We start from the raw sequence: 22,199 nt of genomic DNA, 5'->3' as shown, positions 1-22,199 counted from the left end.
TGTTCAGCGTGGTGCTACTGGCCGAGCCACTTGGTGTAATTCGCCAGCAGTTCGTCGGTCTGGGCCGCTCTCGCTTTGGAATTCTGGAACACGATGTTCGTGTGCGACGGAGAGTTCACGACGTTGTCTTTCGTCGTTTGATCCATGTAGTCGAACGCCTTCGTGTTTCCGGGGCCGTAGTTCGTGAGCTTCGCGAAGGCAGCTTGCGCCTTCGGGTCGCTCATCGCCTGCGCCAGAGCGAAGATGTTGGCCTTGTCGGGCGCGGTCTTCGGAATGGTGATGGTGTTCGGTGAGGCGATGGCCTGATCCCACGAAACGGTCACATCTTGACCGGAGTTGCGCAGTGCCGCGAACTGGCCGCTCGGGCCCATCGCGATCGCAGCGGTGCCTGAGGCGAGCAGGGTCTGGATCTCGGGGTACGAGGTGTAGAACACCATGTCGTCCTTGATCGTGTCCATCTTCTTGTCACAACGAGCGAGGTCGAGCGGGTAGAGGTCGGCCGGCGCCACGCCGTCGGCGAGCAGTGCAACTTCACACGTGCTGTCGTAGCTGCCGGGGCTGCCCGGCCACGCGCGCTTTCCGGGGAACTTCTTGGTGTCGAAGAAGTCCGCCCAGGTCTTCGGGCCGCCGTTCGGGAAGGTGCTGGTCAGGTACCCCTGAGCGTGACCGACGATGAAGGTGCCGAAGGCGTACTGGTTGATGTCAGAGGGAATAGCGTCGTCGAGCGTTGTACCGGCAGGCAATTGCTGCAGGTTGTCTTGGTACTTGTAAACGCTGTCGAGGCCCACGTGCATGGCGTCGTATTCACCCTCGCCGCCGGTGAGCATGGTGTTCATCGTGGCGTCGTTGATCACCTCCGACGTGACGGACACTCCGGTCGAAGCGGTGAAGTCGTCGAAGTACGAGGTGTAGCGCGCCTTGTTCGTCGGTCCGCCGTAGTCGGCCCAGACGACCTGGCCGCTGAGGGCGGCCGCGCTCGACGAACCGGCTGCGGTAGAGACCGCCGCGTTACCGTCGCTCGAACAGGCAGACAAAGCGAGGGCGCCGACCGCGAAAATCGCGGCGGCGACGATCCCGCGCCGGCGGCGTCGGGCTGTGGTGCGGGTGGTGCGTACGAATGCTGCAGGCATGGCGTCCCTTTCCCGGGTTATCGCGGCGCAGGTGTGGCCGCGGATTGTCACTTGAACAATTTGGATCCACATTATTGGGTTTGGGATCCTAAGTCCAATTTATGGATCCGTTTTGAACAAATCTGTATTACAAAGCGATAACGACGCCCTTTGTTTCCGTGAACGCGAGCAGCGCGTCGTCACCGAGGTCGCGCCCCAGGCCCGATTCTTTGACTCCGCCGAAGGGCAGCGCGGCATCGAAGATGTTGTACGTGTTGATCCACACGGTGCCCACGCGAATCGCGGCGGCCATGCGATGAGCGCGGGCGAGATCCGTCGTCCAGACCGCCGCAGCGAGCCCGTAGCGGGTGTCGTTGGCGATGCGAACGGCGTCGGCCTCGTCGTCGAACGGAATGACGCCGACGACCGGCCCGAAGATCTCCTCCTGGGCGATCACCATGTCGTTGCGCACTCCGGTGAACAGAGTCGGCTGAACGTAATACCCCGGCCCTTCCGGCGCCTCTCCGCCGACGACCAGCGTCGCGCCGTCAGACTTGCCCGCCTCGATGTACCCGAGCACCTGCTGGCGCTGCTCTTCTGACACAAGAGGGCCGACCGAGATGCCACCAGCGAGCCCGTCGCCCATGCGCACGTTCGAGACGGCCGTCTTCAGCCGCGCGGTGACCTCCTCGAGAACCGAGCGCTGAACCAGCAGGCGACTGCCCGCCGTGCACATCTGACCGGAGTGGCCGAACGAGGCCCGCATGGCGGTGGCGACGGCGAAGTCGAGATCGGCATCGGCGAAGATGATGTTCGGGCTCTTGCCGCCGAGTTCGAGCGTGACGCGCTTGAACGACTTCGCCGCCGCCTGCGCCACGATGCCGCCGACCAGCGTCGATCCGGTGAACGAGATCTTCGCGACATCCGGATGCTCGGTGAGCGCCGCGCCCACGCGACCGTCACCCGTCAGCACGTTGAACACCCCGTCGGGAACTCCCGCCTCGCTGATCAGTTGCGCCAGCCGCAGCATGGTGAGCGGAGTCTGTTCGGCGGGTTTGACCACCACGGGGCATCCGGCGGCCAAAGCGGGCGCGATCTTGAAGCTGCCCGTCATGATGGGAAAGTTCCAGGGCAGAATCAGCGCCGCAACACCCACGGGCTCGATGAGCGTGTGGGCGAGGTTCGCGCCGCCGTCGATGGGAATCACTTTGCCGACCAGTCGGCTCGGTGCACCCGCGAAGTAGCGGAACGCGTTGGCTGCGTTCTGCGTGTCGGCCCGCGAGCGTTCGATGGGCTTGCCGTTGTCTCTGGTTTCGAGAACGGCGAGCTCTTCGACGTTCAGCTCGATCAGGTCGGCGATACGCGTCATGATGCGTGAGCGGTCGACGGGAGCCAGCCCGCTCCAGCGCCGATCGACGAACGCACGGTGAGCGGCGGCGACGGCCGCGTCGACGTCCGCGGCCGTCGCCTGAACCGCCTGAGTCAGCAGCGCTTCGGTCGCCGGATCGATGACATCGAAGAGCTCACGGCCCTCCGCCTGCACCCACCTCCCGTCGATGAACAGCTGCTGGGCGTCGGCCAAGGCGGGAAGGGTGTTGCGCATGATGTTCCTTTGTTATGCGGCGTGCTCCAGAGCGGGCACGATCTCGCGGGTTTCGGTGGTGGAGATGATGTGGATGCGGTCGGGGTCGACGCAGCCGAGCCGAACGGTCGAACCGGGCACGAGACCGGTCACGTCGGCGTGCGGCGGAAGCGAGCAGACGATGCGGTTTCCGCTCGGAGTGGTGAGCTCGAGGCGGAATCGGTTGCCCTGAAAACTCAGGATGCGCAGCTGGCCTTCGACCACCCAGCGGCTGGTCGACACACCGGAGTCGATGACGGCCAGGTCTTCGGGCCGGATGACCGCGGTGCCCGTCTGGCCGGCACGCACTCCATCGGGCAGCAGATCGCGGCCGACCGTGGGGAACAGGTTCGCCTCCCCCAAGAAGCCGGCGACGTAGATATTGATCGGCTTACGATAGAGGTCTTCCGGAGTATCGACCTGCACGAATTGGCCCTCGTGCATAATGGCGACCCGGTCTGACATGGTCATCGCCTCGGCCTGGTCGTGCGTCACCGACAGGGTGGTGATGCCGACCTGCTGCTGAATGCGCTTGATCTCGACCTGCATCTGCTCGCGCAACTGCTTGTCGAGTGCGGCCATCGGCTCGTCGAGCAACAGGATGCCCGGGTTCGACGCGAGCGCACGGGCCAGCGCGACGCGCTGACGCTGGCCGCCCGAGAGCGAAGCAGGCTCGCGGTCGATCATCGGCGAGAGTTGCACGAGGTCGAGCATCTCTTGCGCGACCCGACGCCGTTCGGCGGCCGGGCGTTTGGCCGCCAGCAGCGGAAAACCGATGTTCTCACCGACGGTCATGTGCGGAAAGAGCGCATACGACTGAAACACCACGCCGACCTTGCGCTTGCGCGGCGGCATCTTCTCGACGTTCTTGCTGTCGAACGTGACGTGCCCGCCGTTCACCGCCTGAAGCCCGGCGATGACGTTGAGCAACGTCGACTTGCCGCTGCCGCTCGCGCCCAGCAGCGTGACGAACTCGCCGGGCGCAGCATCGAGGCTGACACCCTTGAGTATCTCGTTGTGGCCGAGGGTGACCCGAACATCCTGAATCGAGAGAGCGACGGTCATGCGAGTTTCGCCTTTGCGCTAGCGCGTGCCCGTCGGGCACGTCGGTTGGAGAACAGGTTCACGCCGCCCAGCACGATCAGGGCGAGCAGCGAAATGAGGGTCGAGGCCGCCGTGAGCTGTGGCGAGAATGCCTCTTGTGATGCGGTGAGCATCTTGAGCGGCAGAGTGACCTGACCCACCGGCGTGAGGAACACCGGCAGCACGACTTCGTCGAAGGCGACGCTGAACGCGAAGACGGCGCCGGCGAGAATGTTCGGCAGCACCGGGGGCAGTTCGACCCGCCACAGAATCAACGGCCACGATGCACCGAGCGTGGCGGCCGCCGGCCGCAGAGCGGGGTCGCTGTTGCCGAGCGCGGTCGAGACCAGAACGAAGACGTACGGCATGACGAGCAACGCCTCGCCGACGATCATCGCGGTCAGGGTGGGCTTGAAGATACGCACAGTGCTGTTGACCGAGTAGAGGCCGACGGCGTACGCGACGGGCGGCAGCGCCATCGGCACGATGAACATGGTGCGAAGCAGCCGGGCACCGGTTCGGCTTCGGATGCGCCGCAGTGCGAGGGCACCGAGGGTGCCGAGTACGACGGCGATGACCGTCGAGATGAGCGAGACCAGTAGCGACAGCTTGAACGGGTCGGTCCAGAGCTTGTCGCCGATCACCGATTCGTACCACTGCAGCGAGAAGCCCGTGGGCGGAAACAGCAGGAACGACCCGCTCGTCCACGAGGTAGCGATGACGACGAAGAAAGGAATGAAAAACAGCAGGCTCGCGAGAATCGCGAGAATCAAGAGGGGCGAGCGGAACGGGCCGATCGCCCGCCGCAGAGAAACATCGGTCATCGGCTCAGCCCCACTTCTCGCTCACGTTGAACAACTTGTCGGCGATCAGGTAGATCACGATCGTTCCGCCCACGAGCAAGATGCTCATGGCCGCTGCCAGGTCTGGCCGATTCGCCGTGTTGAGCTGAGTGTTGATGATCACCGAAACGGTCATGTTCTTCGGCCCGCCCAGCAGCAGCGGCGTGACGTAGAAGCCGAGCGACATTACGAAGACGAGTACTCCGCCGCTGATGGCGGCCGGTGCGACCGAGGGCAGAATCACCTTGCGAAAAGTCAGCAGCGGGCCGGCACCGAAGACGGTGGCGGCGTTCAGCTGCTCGCGGTCGAGTCCGTTGATGGCAGAGAGCAGAGGAAGCACCGCGAACGGCAGCATCACGGCGACCATGGCCGGGTACATCGCCAAGGTCGTCTGGTAGAGCTCGAGCGGCTTGTCGGCCAGACCGAACAGGCCCATGAACCAGTAGATGGCGCCCTTAGGCAACTCGATGAGCATCCAGCCGAACGAACGCACCATGATCGAGGTCCAGAGCGACAGCAGCAGCCCCGCCATCAGAACGGCCTTCAGCCAGTTCGGCGCGGTCGCCACACCCATGGCGTAGACATACCCGACGATCACTGTGATGACGGTGACGATCGCCGCGAGAAGCACGGTGCGCACAACGGCATCGGTGAACGACGACATCGACAGCGCTTCGGCGAAGGCGTTGCCCTTCTTACCGTTGAGCGCTTGGCCGACCAGGGCGATCATCGGCAGCAGCAGGGCGACGATGAAGAAGATCAGCGGCGGCCAGAGCAGCCAGCGTCGCTCGGCCTTCGAACCGGGAATACGTGCGAGCCGACGACGGGTCGGTCCGGCGACGGGCGGTTCGATCTCGGCACGCGGTAGCACTTCGGGGAGCACAGCAGCTGAGACACTCACGAGAGTTATCCTCCTTCGAGGGAGTCTCGTTGCGACGGGCCCGTCGCAACTTGGATCCAATCTATATAACTCTGGATCCGATAACGTTACGGCGATGTTTCGTACTCGTTAACGCTGACTGTGCGGGTTCTGGCGCTTCGCCCGTGCGCTTCTGAAGGTGGGCTTTCGAGCCAGCACGTCGGCGATGGCCCGCTGCCACGAGACACCGTACCCGATCAACCTGGCTTCCGCGCGAGCAGGGCCGACGAACTGGATGCCCACCGGCAGCCCGTCGTCGGTGAATCCGCCCGGCGCCGCCAGCACCGGCATGCCGGTCGCGGTGATTCGACTGCACGAGCGCTGCCATTCGTAATACCGGTCGAGCGCTTGGCCTGCAATCTCGGTCGGGTATTCGATGTCGGCGTCGAAGGGGGTCACCTGCGAGGTGGGGGCGACCACGAGGTCGAACCTGCCGAAAAGCGTCTGCATTCCCCTATACAAGCTGGTGCGTGCGGTGCCGGCACGGGTGATGTCGTCTATCGTCAGCGCTGCTCCCCAGCCCGCGTCATCCCGCACGGCCCGCTTCACCAGCTGCGCGTGCTGCGCGAGGTGTTCTCGGTGCTCGTCGAAGAACTCGAGCGATCGAAAGGTCTCGAACACGAAGTCGGCGTCGGCAAGCGGAAGCTCGACGTCGGTGACCTCGGCTCCTTCTGCCTCGAGGCGCACGCGCACCTGCTGCATCACCGAAAGCACCGAAGCCTCGACCGGGAGCCCGCCGACATCGTACGAGAAGGCGACACGCGCGCCCCGCAGGCTGATCGCGGGCCGGCCGGAGAACGGCCGCTCGTCGGCGAGCGAAAGCGGTGCCCGATCATCTGGCCCGGCGATCGCATCGAACAGCAGGGCGAGGTCTTCGACGCTGCGGGCGAGAGGCCCGAGCACAGAAGCGGGGTCGTAAGCGTTGCCGGGCCGGGCCGACGCCACGCGCCCGGCGGTGGGGCGCAGACCGAACAGATTGGCGAACGAGGCCGGGTTGCGAATGCTACCGCCGAGATCTGAGCCGTCGGCGACCGGCAGCAGGCGCGCCGCGAGCGCTGCCCCCGCTCCCCCGCTCGAGCCGCCGGCCGATCGGCCGAGGTCGTACGGATTGCGCGTGACGCCGAACACCGGGTTGAAGGTGTGCGAGCCGGCCCCGAATTCGGGCACGTTCGTCTTTGCAATGATCAGACCGCCGGCGTCGCGCAGTCGCTGGGCGAGCAGGCTGTCTGTCGTCGGCACGTGGTCTGCGTAGATCGGCGAACCGTACGTGGTGCGCAGGCCCGCGGTATCCATGAGGTCTTTCACGGCCAGCGGCAGACCGTGCAGCAGGCCGAGCGGTTCACCGCCGGCCGCCGCGGCGTCGGCCTTCTCTGCCGACTCGATCGCCCGATCGACGTCGAGCGAGACGATGGCGTTGATCGCCGGGTTCAGCCACGCGATGCGCTCGAGAAAGGCCGCCATCAGACCCACGGCCGTGATGCTGCCGCGCCGCAGCGCCCGCTCCTGATCGACGGCAGACAGCTCGCAGACCGAGGTGTCGATCACGAGCGCGGTGCTGTAGCCGCGGTGAACACGGTGCGGCCGCCGACCGTGGTGTGCAGGGTGCGGGCGGTGAGCAATTGCTCGGGCTCCACCGCGAGCGGATCGGCGTCGCTCACGGTGAAGTCGGCGAGCCATCCCGGCACGAGCCGGCCTCGCCGGTCGCCCGCGAACGCCGCGATCGCCGAGTTCACGGTATAGCCGCGCAGCGCCTCTTCGGCGGTGATGGCCTCGTCGGGCGCGAACTGCTCGTCGCGGCCGCGCATGCGGCGTGTGATCGCCGACCACATGAGTTCGCGCGGGTCGAACGGAAAAAACGGTCCGTCCGACCCCAGCGCCACCACGGCGCCGGAGTCGATCCACGAGCGGAGCGGGTTCACGCGCTCCGCTCGGGAGCCTAGTTTGCCGACCAGCCCCGCAGCATTGCGCAGCGCGATCGACGCCTGAACACTGGCCACGGCGCCGATCGCGGCCGCGCGTGTCATGGTGTCATCGCTCGTCTCGAGATAGGCATGGATGACCTGCCACTGCCGCCCGGCGATGGGGCTGATCGCATCGGCCTTCTCGAACGCTCGCACCACGGCGGCACTTGCCGCGCCACCGACAGCGTGCACGCCGACCGACCAGCCGTTGGCCGCGCAGAACTCCACGAGCTTCTCGAAGTCAGCAGTCGGAATACGCTGCACCCCGACCTCGCCCGATTCCGGCCACGGCTCGGGCAGCAAAGCCTCCCCCTTCATGCCCTCGCCGTCGAAGTAGATCTTGATGCCGCCGATGCGCAACATATCGTCGCCGAAACCGGTGCGGATGCCCACCCCTCGCAATCGCTCGATGGCGGCGTCGATCGTGGGGTTGTCTGCGTCTCCGACGTTCGGATACGGCATGGCCAGAACCCGCATCGTGAGCACACCCTCGGCATAGGCGCGCTCGTAGCCCGCGAGCTCGAGGTCGGTCGCCGCGGGGTCGATGATGCCCGTGAAACCGAGCGAGTGCAGCAACGGCTGAATGCGGCGCAGGCCGGTCAGCCGGGCATCCATCGTCGGTTCGACGTCGTCACCGGGGCTGGACTTCAGCCCGGTCTCGTTCATCACCGCGATGAAGTCGTCGAGGCTGTGCTCGGCATCACCCATCTCGAGCAGCAGCTTCAGACCGCCGCGCTGCATGTGCAGGTGGGCGTCGGTGAAGCCCGGCAGTATCGTGGCGTCGCCGAAGTCTTCGACCGGGGTGCCGACGGGGCACGCCGCCGTGGCCTCGGCCAGCGAGCCGACCGCCACGATGCGGTCGCCTCGGAGCGCGAGGGCCGCGGCCGTCGGCTGCTCGGGGTTCATCGTGCGCACGGCTCCCGCCACGATGCGGTAGGCAGCGGGGGTGGAGTCGAATTCGGGGACGACAGGCATGAAAGGCCCTTCTGCTCAGGCGACGTAGGCGGTGGCGGGCTGACGCGGGTCGGCGGCGGCTTCGAGAAATCCGGTGGCAGCGTTCTTCAGAATCGCCTCCACAGCGGCTGCCTCTCGGGTATACGCCGGCCAGCGTCGCACGTCGTGCCCCTTGGCTTGGAGGCTGGCGATGGTCTCGTCGGCGAAACGGTCTTCGAGAATGAGCCGCGAGGGCAGATAGTCGAAGGGGGCGAACGAGTTCGGAAAGCTCCAGGTCGAGAATCGCGGCGCGTTCACGGCCTCTTGCAGCTCCATGCCGAAGTGAAAGTAGTTGAGAAACACCTGCAGCATGGCCTGCACCTGCATGTCGCCGCCCGGGCAGCCGAACGGCATCACCGATCCGTCGGCCGTGACGACGATCGCCGGGTTCGGCGTGAGCCGCGGCCGTTTGCCCGGGGCGACACCCGACGGGTGCTTCGGATCGGGCCGCGACTGCAACCCGCGCAACGACGGAACGAAGCCGGTTCCAGGGATGACGGGAGAGGTGGATGCTCCATCCGACGGTGTCGCCGAGAAGGCGTTGCCCCACTGATCGACCACGCAGACATACGAGGTGCCGCCCTCGCCGACGATGGGTATTTCGTCGTACGACTGCGGCTCCGGCAGCGGTTGCGGCGTACCGAAGATGAGGTCGGGCAGCCCCGGGTTCGCGCGTGCGGGGTCGATCTGTGCGGCGCGCGCCGCCGCGTGCTCGGTCGACAGCAGCCGGTCGATGTCGACGTCGACGAAGGCGGGGTCGCCGTACAGATGTTCCCGATCGCTGAAGACGCCCTTGAGCGCCTCGACCACGGTGTGAATGTATTCGGGGCTGTTGTGTTCGAGCCCGTCGAGCCCCACCTCCTCCAGAATCAGCAGCGCCTGAGCGAGGCTCGGCCCCTGGCACCACGGCCCGCAGGTCAGCAGTTCGAGGTCGCGCCAGGTGGTCGAGTAGACCTTCTCGTACCGACTGCGGAACGACTTCAGATCGTCGCGGCTGAGGTAGCCGCCGTTCTGCTCGTGGTAGTTCACGATCATCTCGGAGAGCTCGCCGTCGTAGAACACGGCGCGGGCCGCTTCGAGGCCGGCGAGCCGGGCATCCACGTCGCCGTCAGCGTGAGCCTCGGCAAGCACGGCGGTCTCCGCGTCAGCCATCAGCTGGATGCTGCGGGCGAGGTCGGTCTGCACGAACCGATCCCCGATCGCCGGTGCTTCGCCGCCCGGCAGGTAGATGGCCTCGTTGGCGGGCCATTTGCGATACCCGCGGTGCCGCTTCGAGATGCCCTCGACCAGCAGTTCGAAGGCCGCGAACCCGTCTCGGGCCAGCCGGATCGACGCCTCGGCGACCTGCGCGAAACTCAGGGTGCCGTAATCGCGTAGCGCCGTGATCCAGGCGTCGGGCGCCGCCGGCACGACCGTGCGCAAGATGCCGGTGGGAATGGTTCCGTCGTAATCGGTCATGAACAGGTCGGCCGGAATGCTCGCCGGCCACACGCCGAGCCCGTCGAGGCTCACCGTGGTGCCGTCGGCGAGACGGATCATGATGGGCGCCACGCCCGCGAAGTTGACCTCATCGGCATGCAGAATTGCGAGCGCCATGCCCGCGCAGCATCCGGCATCGACCGCGTTGCCGCCCGCTTCGAGAATGGCGAACGCGGCCGCCGACGCCAGGTAGTGCCCCGATGAGACGGCGTGCTTCGTGCCGTACAGCGTCTTACGCGGGGCTAACCATTCGTGAGTGGCGGGCGATTCGGTCATGCCTCATCCTACATCTTGGATCCACTCCTACCCAACTTTGGATCCAATCTGATCGTGATCACCGGCGGCGGCGCGCCGCGACGGCGAGGCCCGGCACGTCGACACCGAGATCGGCGGGGTTGAACGTGGTGCCGGGCGCCACGATCGTGTCGATGGCGTCGAGCACATCGGTGCTGAGCCGAACCTCCGCTGCCCCGAGCTGACTCTCGAGGTGCTGCAGGGTGCGCGGCCCGATGAGCGCCGAGGTCACCGCCGGGTGCTCGAGCACGAAGGCGAGGGCCAGGTGGATGAGCGAAAGCCCTGCCTCCGCGGCGAGAGTGGCCAGGGCATCCACCGCCCGCAGCTTGGCGGCGTTGGCGGGCACGGACGGATCCCACCGGTCGGGAAAACGTGCGGCCCGCGACGAGTCGGTGGGCACCGCGCGACCCGAGAGCCAACCGCCGGCCAGCGGGCCCCAGACCGTGACACCGAGACCTAACTCGGCGCACACCGGCAAGACCTCCGCTTCGACGCCGCGCGTCAGCAGCGAGTACGGCGGCTGCTCCACCAGCACGCGTTCACGGCCGCGATGCTCGGCGATCCATTGGCCCTCGACGATGGCCGACGGTGCGAACGTGGAGGTGCCGATCGCCCGGATCTTGCCGCTGTGCACAAGGTCGCTCAGCGCACCGAGCGTCTCGTCGAAGTCGGTGTCGGCATCGGGCCGGTGCACGTAGTACACGTCGAGGTAGTCGGTACCGAGCCGGGTCAGGCTGTCTTCGACCGCGCGGGCGATCCAGCGGCGCGACGCCCCGCGCATGTTCGGGTCGTCGCCCATCGGCCCGTGGAACTTCGTCGACAGCACCACGTTCTGCCGCCGGCCACCGGCGAGGGCCTGCCCCACGATGCGCTCGGATTCGCCCCGCGAGTACAGGTCGGCCGTGTCGATGCAGTTGATACCGGCATCGAGCGCACGGTGGATGATCGTGACGCACTCCTCGCGATCGGCATTGCCGGTCGGCCCGAACATCATGGCTCCGAGACTCAGCGGGGTGACCTGCATACCCGTGCGGCCGAGCGCGCGCGTCTGCATCACGCGCCCCGGCTCAGCAGCTCGACGCTATTGCCTTCGGGATCGGCCACGATGACGAAGCGCACCTCCCCGGCACGCATTTCGGCGCTCGTGACCGGCGCCCCGGCAGCGACACAGGCTGCGAGGGTGGCGTCGAAATCACCGGGTTCGATCGGAAAGGTGAGGTAACGAAAGCCGGTCACCGCGAGCATGCCTCCGTCAGAGGGTGCGGCGTCGGCTGCGGGCTTCAACAGCCGCAGCACTGTCTCGCCGAAGGCGAGCTCGACCATCGTTCCCCACCCCGTGGTGCGTTCGCCGACGACCTCGAGGCCGAGCACCCCCGAATAGAAGGCGAGCATCGGTTCGTGATCGGTCACGACAATACCCAGGTCGATTCCGGCTTTGGCGGCTTTCATAACGGCTCTTCTCTGCGCCAGATGGCGCCTCGTCGGCGTACAGGGTCGAGCAGGTCGTCGGATGCCCGCCAGCGCTCGACGTCGAGCGGCACTCGGGGCGCGAGCGGGAGAGCGTGCTGCACGTCGTCGCTGGTCGCCCACGCGATGACGGTCACCTCGCGCAGGGCGGCGAAGGCCGCCGGGTCGCTTCGTTCGAGCGCGGCGAGGGCCGGCGAGAGCGACTCGGCCGCCGCGGCCCCCGCCCCCGCCCCCGCAGCGGCCGCGACCGTCGCAAGCGCCCGGTCGAACGGAGCGACCAGCGCCGGAATGGCCGTGAGCACGGCGCCGATACGGGCATCGATGTCGAGTTCCCCGGCCCCGACGAGTCGGGCGCCGGCGGGGATGAGAACGGCCGCCACACGGCTGCGCAGCGTGACGACTGTCATGCGAGCATCCGTTCTGCCGCACGCAGCGCGAACGCCGAGCTGGTCAAGGTGGGGTTCAGCGACGAGCCTGTCACGAACACGCTCGCGTCGATCACCAGCACGTTGGGCACGTCATGCAGTCGCCCCTCGCTGGTGACGACCGACGACGCCGAATCATCGCCCATTCGGGCCGTACCGAGCTGATGCCAGCCGAACCCGCGCAGTGGCCCCGTGGTCAGAACCTCTGTCGCTCCCGCCTCGCGCATCGATTCGGCTGCGCGCTCGGTGCTGTAGGCGAGCGCCCGCAGCGCATCTGCCGGCGCGGTGTAGCGAATGACCGGCACGGGTAACCCGTCAGCCGCGCACCGCACGGGGTCGAGCTCGACGCGGTTGTTCTCGTCGGGCAGGTCGTCGGCGGTGATGCCCCAGATGCCGGCCCGACCCGACCAACGCCGCACGTGCTCGGCGACGGCCGGGCCCCAGCTCTGCGCGTCGGGCCACGGATGAAGCGCCGCCACCACCGGCCCGAAACCCTGCCCGAGATTCCACTTCGTGCCGCGCACGAAGCCGCGCGAGCGGTCTGTCTCGGCGAATTCGAGGCTGTGCACGAGCTGCCCCCAATACCCCTGCACCTCGTCGAAGGGCTCGTCGAACAGGCCGACCACGCGCGTGAAGGGGTGCAGCATGAGGCGCCGGCCGACGAGCCCCGAGCTGTTTCCGAGGCCCTGCGGATGCTCGGCGCCGGCCGAGGCCAGCAACAGCCGCGGCGTGCCGATACCTCCGGCCGCCAGAAGCACCGTGCCGGCGGCGACCGTGTGTTCGCGGCCGTCGCGCGAACGCCAGAGCACTCCGGTGGCGTGGTCTGCCCGGTCGAGCAGCACTCGTTGCACCGCTGCGCCTGTGCGCAGGTTCGCACCGGCGGCGACGGCCAGCGGCCAGTGCGTGTCGCCGACGCGGGCACGAAGGCTCGGCGGGTAGCCGTTGGCCCGGGCATCCGCCATCTGCTCTGGAGTGCCGACGGCATTCGGGCCGGGCCACCAGTGCCAGCCGAGCCGATTGTGGGCGCGGGCGATCTTCTCGCCGAGGGGCATGATCGGCAGCGCCGGGTATGGCGCGTCGCCGCCGAGCGGAAAGGCGGGATCTCCGGGCTCTGCTGCCACCCCGAATTGCCGATCGAGCCGCGCGTAGTACGGAGCGAAATCGTCGAAGCTGAGCGGCCAGTCGTCGGCGACACCGTCGAGGGTGCGCACCCGAAAGTCGGAGGGCAGAAACCGTTCCCACTGCGCGCCCCACAGCACTGTTCCCCCGCCGACCCCCGTGTAGTTCAATACGTCGATGTCGGAGTCGCGGTCGTCGATGGCGAAGTCTGTCGGGGTCGCCCGGCGGTTGGGGCTGAAGTGGGCCGGCCCACGGCCGGCGAGCTCCCACTGCTGCGACGCACCGACCCCACTCTGCGGCGGCCAGTCGCCCTGTTCGAGGCAGAGCACGTCGAGCCCCGCCTGCGCCAGCCGCAGCGCGGCGACCGCACCGCTCGGGCCCGCGCCGACGATGACGACATCTGCAGTCTCGTGCATTACATCGACATTCCCGCAACGAGGGCGGTCGCAGCCATGCCGGCCATCGTGATCACCGAGAGCGTCATGAACGAGACTTCGGCGAGCGCCACGGTGCCGCCGCGGTGCGCGAGTGGGGTACTCGCCGCGATCGTCGCGACCCGCACTGTGCGCGGGGTATGCGGAGTGCGCGAGGTATGCAGAGTGCGCGAGGTGCGGGCGGTGCGCGAGGTGCGCGAGGTGCGCGCCCGCACGATCTCACGCACACAATAGCCCGAGCAGACCGCCACTCCTCCGCCCAGCACCAGTACCAACATCGCGTCGAGGGTCGAGACCGGTGAGGCGAACGACGAACCGGCGGAGCTCATCCCGGCGTGTGCACCGGCAATACCCGTGACCGCCGAGCTCGTACCGGGGGCAGCCACGAGCAGCAACCCGGCCATCAGAATCGACAGCAGCGCACGGTGCACGATGACATGACGTTCGGGCGACGGCCTGCGGGCGGCGGCCAGCGAGACGAAGGCGGTCGCGATGAGCACCGCCGACCATCCTGCCGCCGCCATCGACGCCTCTGCGCCGCGCGCCGAGTCGGCCATCGCGAGCGCCATCACCGCGGCGGGCACGAGCAAGGCCGACCTCGAGCGTCGAGTCATCGGGGCCTGCATGGCCGCGCAGACGGCGAGCACTGCCGCCGTCACGGCGAAAAGAACGGAGAAGGCAGAGAGGGCATCCATCGCGCTCACCCGACGGCACTCACAAGGCGAGGGTGAGAATCGGGCACGCCGCACGCGACACGCAGATCATCAAACAGCGGTTCTCATCTTTCTCCTGCTGCGTGAGCACATAGTCACGGTGGTCGACCTCACCCGACACCACCGCGGTCTCGCAGCTGCCGCAGATGCCCTCTTCGCAGTCGCTCAGCACGTCGATGCCCACCTCGCGAACGGCCTCGAGGATGCTCTGCTCCGGCCCGACCGTGACCGTGAGGTCTGACGTTTGAAGGTGCACTTCGAACGACCCGTCGTCGACGGCCTCTGCCGCCGCGTCGGGGGCCTCGAAGAGCTCGAAGCGCAGCCGCCCCGCGGTGCCCTGCGTCGCCATCGCCTCCCGTGCGGCATCGAGCAGGCGCTGCGGGCCGCAGAGATAGACCTGCGTCGACGGCGCGACCGATTCCACAAGAGCCTCGACGCGCGTCGAGGCGGCAGGCGCCTCGTCTTTCGCGACGATCTCGACCCGGTCGCCGAAGACCGCGAGCTCGGAGAGAAAGGCCATATGCTCGCGCGACGACCCGTAGTAGACCAGTCGCCACGGCTTGCCCTGCGCCTCGGCCGCGTAGATCATCGGCAGCAGCGGGGTGATGCCGATGCCGCCGGCGATGAAGAGGTACTCGGAAGCGGGGGTGAGAGCGAAATGGTTCGCCGTCTGGCGCAGGGTGAGAGTGTCGCCGACGGCGACGTTCTCGGCCAGATACGTCGAGCCGCCGCGCCCGTCGGGCTCGTGCAGAACCGCGATGCGGTACTCGTTACGCTGCCCGGGCCAGCCCGAGAGCGAATAGTGCCGCACCGAGCCGTCGGGAATCTCGACGGCCACGTGGGCGCCGGGTTGCCACTCGGGCAGCAACCCGCCGCCGGTCGCCCGAACGGTGAGCGAGACGACCCGCGAACTCTCTTGACGCCGGCCCGTCACGGTGACGAGACGGGCGGCGACCTCGGCGTTAGTGGCCACCGTCGTGCCCGCCGGCGGCGTGGTCGTGGCTTGAGTGGTCCTGGCCTGCATGGTCGTGCCCAACGTTGTCGTGCCCGGCATGATCGTGCCCGGCGTGGCTCGACGCGTCGTGCGCGCACCTGTCGGCGCCGTGCGCACCATGCGCGCCGTGCGCCGGCGCGGCGATGTCCATCGCGGGGTTGCGGTCGAAGAACCCGTCGGGCTCGAGCGACAGCCCGACGTGATCCACCGGCATCACCGGCCACTGCTCCGGGCGCGGAAAATGATGGGTGCCGATAACCGCCCAGAGCACGATCTCTTCGCCGTCGAGCGAGCGATTCTGCTCTTGCCAGACGTGCACCCCGTCTTCGCCGGGTTCGGCGTTGTTCGGGTACTGCCCGCCGATGAAGTTCTCGCTCGGGTCTGCCTGGGTGGCCCACAGGTGCTGGTGGATGAACGGCGCACGCCTGGCCATCACCGAACCCGGGCGGCTGTACGAGCGCACGGTGTTGGGCAGGCTCAGCCGGTAGGCGGTCGGCTCACCGTAGCGATTGACCGCATCCGCGCTCTCGATGCGCCAGCGCCGCGCAATCGAGGGATCGACCCGCTGCGCCGCGACACTCTCGCTCAGCAGCGGAACCCGCACGTTGCGTACCGCGTTGCCGTACGGGTCGAGGGATTCGTCGGTCTCGCCCTCTGCATGCTCTTCGACCAGCCGGTTCTTCTCTCCGTCGACCGCCGCGTCGAGACGGATTCCGAAGTAGTGCTGGTGCGTCGGCGTCTGCACGTTCTTCGACACGACGCGGCCATAACGCACCTCGTCACCGTCTTCGAAGCCCGAGGCCGAGAGCATGCCGGTGAGCTTCACCTCGAGCTCGATACGGCCGTCTTGATAGAGCGACCAGTAGAAGCCGTAGTCGTAGTTCGCCACGGTCTGAAAGTTCGAGATCACGAGCCGGCGCGAGCGCCGCACCTGGCCCACGTCGCGGCGCAGATCCATGTGCTTCCAGAGCACGCTGTCGTCTTCTTCGTGCATGCAGATCGCCTGCGGAATGGTGCGCGGTGAGCCGTCGCCACCGAGCACGATTCCGTCGAGGTAGCGGATGACACCGAGGCAGTCGCAGCCCTGCTCCAGCGAGTTCGTGAGCGGGCCGGCGCCGTACTCGCCCCAGTCGAAGAAATTCTTGCGGTACTGCGTTGCATTCGAATCGAGGTAAGGCACGTACATCTCGTTGCACGCCGCGCGCTTCAGCACCGAACGGCCCTTGAAGGCAAGGTCGTACAGCACGAGACCCTCACGATGAGTGAACCCCACTCGAAAGCTCCAGCCCTGCCACGTGACGGCATGACCGTCGACGTCGAAGCTCGGCCCCTCGGGCTGCACGATGTCGAGCGCCTTCAGACCGGGTCGGTCGTCTCCCCAATCGCCCGGCTCGATACCTCCGGCCTCGTCGGAGATCGGCACCACGCCGTGGTCTTCGACCTCGAGAATCTCCATCGTGGTCATGTCGATGATCGGCACGACGCCCTGAACCGGCCGAGCGTACGCGTTGTCTTCGATGCTGGTGCGGTACCACACGGTTCCCCACGTCACGCGGCGGTCGGCGTACTTCTCGGGCACGAATCCGCCCATCGACTCCGCGTCGATGACGAGCGACGACATGTCGGTGACGCCCCGCTTGGCCATCACGGCCTGGAATTCCGGGCTCTCTCGACACGCATGCGCCGCGGCCCGCGCCTCTTCGGAGGTGATTCCCGGGCGCCGAAAGTCGATCTCCTTCCACTCCAGGCGCTCGTGCGCACCGCCGAGCCACACGTCGACCTCCCACGCCGCACGGTTTCCGCTGTCGATGGCGACGATCTGCAGCTTGCGGATGCCCGGCTGCTCCGTTTCGGCCAGCACAGCCCGGGCGTGGTTCTCGTCGAGGGTCGCACCCCAGAACCGCACGAGCGGGCTGAGCCGATCATCCTTCCTGAGCAGCGCGATCGCCGAGCTCATCTCACCTGCCGTGATCGGGTCGAGAGGGTGAGTCTTCGACGTGGGTGTCAGCTGGTGAGTGTCTGTCATGAGGAACGGGCTCCGGTTTATCGTTCAGTGTCAATTGGATCCCATAATAACATTTCTGTATCCACACCTCGACACCCTCGTTTTGGGGAGTTGGTCGGTCAGGGAGCAGCCGCCACCTGATACGGTCGTATCCAAAGGGGCTTCTATTGTGTCCCGAGTGTTCTTGGGGTGAGGAGAAACCCGTCAGATGACATCGACGACTACGCCGCCATCGGTGCCCGCGTCAGGCAATGCCCTGGTCGACGAGACCGCTTCGCGCATCCGCGCCCTCATCATGTCGGGAGAGATTCCGATCGGTGCCCAATTGCGGCAGGCAGAACTCGCCCAATCGTTCGGCGTCAGCCGCACTCCGGTGCGCGAAGCGCTGCGCCAGCTGCAGGTCGGTGGCCTGATCGAGGTCGTACCCAACCGTGGTGCGGTGGTTCGCGTGCCCGCACCGTGGGAGGTGCGCGAGGCTTACGAGGTGCGCGCCGAACTCGAAGCCCTCGCCGCCGAGCGTGCCGTATCTCGGGTCACCGACGACGAGATCGCCCAGCTGCGGGTGGTCAACGACGAGATGTACCAGCGTTCGCTCGCGCAGGCCGAGGGCCGCGACGGCCTGCCGGCGCAGGGCGGCGAGAACGACCGGTTCCACACCTTGATCTACACGGCCTCGGCGAACCTGCGCCTGACCCGCGCCATCAACGAGATCAACGAGACCTTTCCCCGCAACGTGTCGGCCCTGGTTCTGCAGAACGATCCCCGTCATCGCGACGAGAACTATCGCGAACACGGCCGCATCGTCGAAGCACTGGCGAATGGCGACACGGCCGCGGCGAGAGCCGAGATGCGCGCCCATGTCATCAGTGCCGGCGAGCAGATCGCGCACTGGTACGAGCGGCGCTCCTCGACCGTCTTCACGGGCTGACCGCCGGGCACCCTTCGCGGCGGGATCTGGCATCCTTCGCGGTGGGGCCGGGCACCCTCGCGGCGAATCAGCCGGCCGGGCTCAGCATCTGCTCGGGCGCGAGAAAAGCGGTGTCGGGTCGAGGCACTCCCACGGTGAGATCCGCCAGCGCTTCTCCCAGCACCGGGCCGAACTTGAAGCCGTGGCCTGAGCACGCGGCCGCGATCAGCACGTTCTCGCGGCCCGGAACGGCACCCACGGCGAAGCGGCTGTTCGGCGCCATGGTGTACCGGCACGAGAGCGAATCCTCGACCGCGCCGTCGGCGGCGGGCACGTAACGCCGCACGAGAGTGCGCAGCAGATTCTGCTCCTCGACCGACACCGGGCGCTTGGCAGCGGTCAGATCATCGACCGGACCATCGTCAAGACCGACCTTGATGCCTCGGCCCTCGAAGGCCGAGAAGCCGTAGAGCAGCCCAGCGTCGCCAGTCTCCACCGAGAACACGCCCAGGTTCGGCGGCGCTGCGGCGGCCGGCACCGAGGAACCGATGTATGCGTTGACGATGCGCGTCACGGTGAGCTGAGAGTCGAACTCCGGCACCAGCGCGCTCGTCCACGGCCCGGCGCAGACGACGAGCTTGGCGGCATGGATCTCCCCCTCGCTCGTCGTGACGACCACGCCCGACGACGACTCGCTCCACGAGAGCACCCTGGTGTCGAAGAGGGTCTGCACTCCGGCAGCGGCACCGAGGGTCGACAGAGCGGTCATCGCGGCACTGGCGCGCAAGATGCCCGCGGCGGGGTCGTACAGACTCTCGTTCCCCTCGGGAACACGCAGCGACGGATACAGCTGTGCCGCCTCGTCGGCCGAGATCGGGCGCGTTCCGGGCCCGCGCATGCCGGGCGTCGTACTCGCCGGCCGAGAGAAGACACCGCCGGTGATCGAGACGAGCTCGGTCTGCGCCGCCGCGCTGAGATCGGTCCAGGCTGCATACGCACCCGTCACGAGCTCGTCCCAGATGGGGTTGGGGTAGGCCCGGCGGATCATGCGCGTCTCACCGTGCGAGGAGCCTTCGGTGTGCGTCGGCCCGAACTGCTCGAGCTGAATGACCGACTGCCCTTTTCGAGCGAGCGCCCACGCCGTCGATCGGCCGTAGATTCCGGCCCCGATGACCACGACGTCGGCCGTGCGGGCCGAACCCGCGAGGCGTTGGCTCGCCGCATTCGCCGTGCTCGCCGCCGGCGAAACGGCCGGATCCACCACCCCCGGCGCCGGGGCCAGAGCGATGACGGTCGCCGGCCGGGCTGCGCCCGGCGCGCCTTCGCGCACGACCGCCTCGAGAGCGTCGATGTCGCTGAGGCCGTTGTAGGTGTGAACGGATGCCCGTACGACCCGCTCGAGGCCGCGAGCACCCAGATCCCACTGGCCGTGAGTCGCGGGCACCGCGAGCGTGTGCACGTCGGCGGCGCTCAGCCGCTTCGCCGTCTGCTGCGGTTGTTCCGAAGAGAGCACGAAAGTCACAATAGCGCTGCCGTCTGCCGCAGGCGGATCGGTCACGACGACCCCGGGAATGTCTCGAAGGCGCTCTCGCATGAGACGCGCAAGCTGCCCCACATAGTCCGAGACGACATCAACACCGAGCAACTCGAGCTCATCGGCCGCCGTGCCGAGACCAAGGCGCAGCGCGTGAGACGCTTCCCAGGTCTCGAAGCGCAGCGCGGAGGTGGGGTACGTGTACGAGCGTTCGCCTGTCCAGTCGGTGGCACGAACATCCGGTGCCAGCGGATGCAGCAGACCGTCGAAGCGCGGTGAGACGTACAAGAAGCCGGTGCCGCGCGGCGCACGCAAGAACTTGCGGCCGGTCGCGAACAGGGCGTCGGCATTGATGGCCTCGACGTCGATCGGCAACTGACCGACCGACTGCGTCGCATCGAGAATGAACGGAACCCCCGCGGCTCGCGCAAGCGCCCCGATCGCCGCGACGGGTTCGACGAGCCCCGACGACGTGGGCACGTGCGACGCGGTGACAAAGGCGGCCGGCCGCGTGAGGGCCTTTTCGAGGGCGTCGAGATCAACACCGCCCGACTCATCGTTCGGCAGAATCTCGACCTGAATGCCTCGGCTGCGCTCCAGCTCCAGCAGATTGAGCGCCATGCTGACGTAGGTCGAGCGCGTGGCGAGCACTCGCGCACCACGTTCGAGCCGCAGGGAATCGAGCAGTCGCTGCCATCCCACGGTCGCACTCTCGACGAGCGCCACCTCGTCGGGATGCGCGTTGATCAGCCGCGCGATGCTGCCGTAGACGGCCTGCAGAGCCGTCGCCCGGGCGGCGGCTGCGGCGTATCCGCCGATCTCAGCTTCGAGCGTGAGGTGCGAAATCACACCCTCGAGCACAGCCTTCGTCGGGATCGAAGCACCGGCAGCGTTCAAGTGGTGCATGTGATTGGACTCCTACCGTTTCTGCCGTCATGATGACCGTATGGATACGAACACTAGCATTTTGGATCCCAAATGACCGTATCGGGGTTCAATTTCCCCTCATGACGTCACATTTCACCCCCTCCGGGGCCCTCGGGCGTCGATTCTGGCTGCTCGTGGTGGTCTCCACCCTCATCGCGGTGTCGAGTGGCGCAGCGACGCCACTACTGCCGCTGTTCATCCACTCTCAGCTGGGCGGCGACGCCACCGCCACGGGGCTCGTGATCAGCATCGGGTCGATCGTCGGACTCGCCAGTCAGCCGCTCGTCGGCACGCTCGCAGACCGTTGGGGGTACAAGACCACCCTCATCGTCGCGATCATTGTCGGCACCCTCGGCATTCTGCTCATGCTGGTGGCCTTCTCGCTGCCGATGGCCACGATCAGCCGATCGCTGTTCGGCATCGTCGGCGCCGCCGTGAACACCATCTGCGCCGCCTGGGTGGTCTCGACCACCGCCAAGAACGACCGAGGTCGTGCCCTCAGCCTCTACGGAATCGGAGTCTGGATCGGTCTCGCCGTCGGGCCCCAGCTGGGTCAGGCGGCGTACGACACCGCCTCGTTCGCCGGCATCTGGCTCGCCTGCGCCGCCCTGCTAGGCCTCTCCGTTCTCGCCCTTGCGCCCGTTCGTTCGCCCGAGATCGAGCCGCGGGCGGCGAAACGGATGACCGGGCGAGAACGAATGAGCGAGTGGACCGCCGCGCTGAAGGTCGTGGCGCTGCCCGGCGTGGTCTCGGCGCTGTCATGGTCGGCCGAGGGCCTGATTCTCACCTTTCTGATCATTCACCTGCAGTCGCGGGGCATCGCCGCCAGCGGTCTCTTCGGTGCGGCGAGCGTCTTCACCGTCTTCGGCGTGAGCGTCATCGGCGCGCGGCTGCTGATCGGCTCCATCACCGATCGACTCGGCGCACTGCGCACCTCGGGGTACTCCCTCGTGCTTCTCGCTGTCGCCTTGGTGCTTCTCGCCGTGGCCGACACGTTCGCCGTCGCGGCCGCGGCCGCCGTGATTCTCGGCTTCGCTTTCGCCCCGCTGTACCCGGCGCTCACCATGCTCGCCTCCGAAGACCTGGCGCCGGCCCGCCGCGGTACGGGCCTCGGCATCTTCGGCACCTTCACCTCGCTCGGCACCGCGGTCGGCTCGCTCTACGGAGGCATCCTGACCTCAGAGATCAGCAGCTCGGCGGCCTTCCTCGCCGCCGCCGCCCTGCAACTTGTCGGCCTCGTCATCGTCATCGTGGCCTCGCGGCGCGCCTCCCGCACGATCCATTTCGCGAAAAAGCCCCCAAACACGCAAAGTTAGGGGTGTGAAGTCTCTTTGGTTATCTGACACTTCGGTCTCGGGACCTTGCTGACAGTT

18 protein-coding genes are annotated in these 22,199 nt (G+C 67.3%); 2 read left to right on the top strand and 16 right to left on the bottom strand.

Annotation, left to right across the window (positions count from 1 at the left end):
* Positions 1–14 precede the first annotated feature (14 nt).
* From LQ955_RS17055 to LQ955_RS16985, 15 genes are all read right to left on the bottom strand, one after another.
* Complete coding sequence (locus LQ955_RS17055; RefSeq protein WP_231025673.1) at positions 15–1,130, bottom strand: extracellular solute-binding protein; 1,116 nt, start codon at positions 1,128–1,130, stop codon at positions 15–17.
* Positions 1,131–1,257: 127 nt separating this feature from the next.
* Positions 1,258–2,712, bottom strand: a complete 1,455-nt coding sequence (locus LQ955_RS17050; protein WP_231025672.1) for an aldehyde dehydrogenase family protein — start codon at positions 2,710–2,712, stop codon at positions 1,258–1,260.
* A 12-nt stretch (positions 2,713–2,724) separates the two neighbouring features.
* Positions 2,725–3,795, bottom strand: a complete 1,071-nt coding sequence (locus LQ955_RS17045) for an ABC transporter ATP-binding protein (protein WP_231025671.1) — start codon at positions 3,793–3,795, stop codon at positions 2,725–2,727.
* Positions 3,792–4,637: an ABC transporter permease gene (locus tag LQ955_RS17040; protein ID WP_231025670.1), complete on the bottom strand. Its 846-nt coding sequence runs from the start codon at positions 4,635–4,637 to the stop codon at positions 3,792–3,794. The genes LQ955_RS17045 and LQ955_RS17040 overlap by 4 nt, the downstream gene beginning before the upstream one ends.
* Positions 4,638–4,641: 4 nt before the next feature.
* Positions 4,642–5,556, bottom strand: coding sequence for an ABC transporter permease (locus LQ955_RS17035; protein WP_231025669.1), 915 nt, complete (start codon positions 5,554–5,556; stop codon positions 4,642–4,644).
* Positions 5,557–5,664: 108 nt separating this feature from the next.
* On the bottom strand, positions 5,665–7,119 hold the full coding sequence (locus tag LQ955_RS17030; protein WP_231025668.1) for an amidase family protein: 1,455 nt from the start codon (positions 7,117–7,119) through the stop codon (positions 5,665–5,667).
* Complete coding sequence (locus tag LQ955_RS17025) at positions 7,116–8,510, bottom strand: amidohydrolase (protein WP_231025667.1); 1,395 nt, start codon at positions 8,508–8,510, stop codon at positions 7,116–7,118. The genes LQ955_RS17030 and LQ955_RS17025 overlap by 4 nt, the downstream gene beginning before the upstream one ends.
* A gap of 15 nt (positions 8,511–8,525) precedes the next feature.
* Positions 8,526–10,283: a gamma-glutamyltransferase family protein gene (locus LQ955_RS17020; RefSeq protein WP_231025666.1), complete on the bottom strand. Its 1,758-nt coding sequence runs from the start codon at positions 10,281–10,283 to the stop codon at positions 8,526–8,528.
* 58 nt (positions 10,284–10,341) lie between these two features.
* Complete coding sequence (locus LQ955_RS17015; protein ID WP_231028183.1) at positions 10,342–11,355, bottom strand: aldo/keto reductase; 1,014 nt, start codon at positions 11,353–11,355, stop codon at positions 10,342–10,344.
* On the bottom strand, positions 11,355–11,750 hold the full coding sequence (locus LQ955_RS17010) for a VOC family protein (protein ID WP_231025665.1): 396 nt from the start codon (positions 11,748–11,750) through the stop codon (positions 11,355–11,357). The genes LQ955_RS17015 and LQ955_RS17010 overlap by 1 nt, the downstream gene beginning before the upstream one ends.
* The gene (locus LQ955_RS17005) at positions 11,747–12,175 is read right to left on the bottom strand and encodes a hypothetical protein (protein ID WP_231025664.1); all 429 of its coding nucleotides are present in this window, start codon (positions 12,173–12,175) and stop codon (positions 11,747–11,749) included. The genes LQ955_RS17010 and LQ955_RS17005 overlap by 4 nt, the downstream gene beginning before the upstream one ends.
* Positions 12,172–13,728, bottom strand: a complete 1,557-nt coding sequence (locus LQ955_RS17000; RefSeq protein ID WP_231025663.1) for a GMC family oxidoreductase — start codon at positions 13,726–13,728, stop codon at positions 12,172–12,174. The genes LQ955_RS17005 and LQ955_RS17000 overlap by 4 nt, the downstream gene beginning before the upstream one ends.
* Positions 13,728–14,441 (bottom strand): hypothetical protein, encoded by a 714-nt coding sequence (locus tag LQ955_RS16995; protein WP_231025662.1) that lies wholly within the window; start codon positions 14,439–14,441, stop codon positions 13,728–13,730. The genes LQ955_RS17000 and LQ955_RS16995 overlap by 1 nt, the downstream gene beginning before the upstream one ends.
* 19 nt (positions 14,442–14,460) lie before the next feature.
* Positions 14,461–15,483, bottom strand: coding sequence for a PDR/VanB family oxidoreductase (locus LQ955_RS16990; protein WP_231025661.1), 1,023 nt, complete (start codon positions 15,481–15,483; stop codon positions 14,461–14,463).
* Positions 15,422–17,479, bottom strand: coding sequence for a primary-amine oxidase (locus tag LQ955_RS16985; protein ID WP_231025660.1), 2,058 nt, complete (start codon positions 17,477–17,479; stop codon positions 15,422–15,424). The genes LQ955_RS16990 and LQ955_RS16985 overlap by 62 nt, the downstream gene beginning before the upstream one ends.
* 187 nt (positions 17,480–17,666) lie before the next feature.
* Between LQ955_RS16985 and LQ955_RS16980 the strand changes: the two genes are divergently transcribed.
* Positions 17,667–18,386, top strand: coding sequence for a GntR family transcriptional regulator (locus LQ955_RS16980; RefSeq protein ID WP_231025659.1), 720 nt, complete (start codon positions 17,667–17,669; stop codon positions 18,384–18,386).
* Positions 18,387–18,453: 67 nt separating this feature from the next.
* Here LQ955_RS16980 and solA read toward each other — a convergent pair whose 3' ends face one another.
* Positions 18,454–20,805 carry an N-methyl-L-tryptophan oxidase gene (solA, locus tag LQ955_RS16975; protein ID WP_231025658.1) on the bottom strand — a complete coding sequence of 784 codons (2,352 nt, stop codon included), beginning with the start codon at positions 20,803–20,805 and terminating at the stop codon, positions 18,454–18,456.
* A gap of 101 nt (positions 20,806–20,906) precedes the next feature.
* Between solA and LQ955_RS16970 the strand changes: the two genes are divergently transcribed.
* Positions 20,907–22,142 carry an MFS transporter gene (locus LQ955_RS16970; protein WP_231025657.1) on the top strand — a complete coding sequence of 412 codons (1,236 nt, stop codon included), beginning with the start codon at positions 20,907–20,909 and terminating at the stop codon, positions 22,140–22,142.
* Positions 22,143–22,199 lie beyond the last annotated feature (57 nt).

The organism is Subtercola endophyticus (assembly GCF_021044565.1).
Taxonomy (GTDB): Bacteria; Actinomycetota; Actinomycetes; order Actinomycetales; family Microbacteriaceae; genus Subtercola; species Subtercola endophyticus.
Note: the sequence above shows the minus strand (reverse complement) of the source record. Positions and strands in the feature narration are given on the sequence as shown.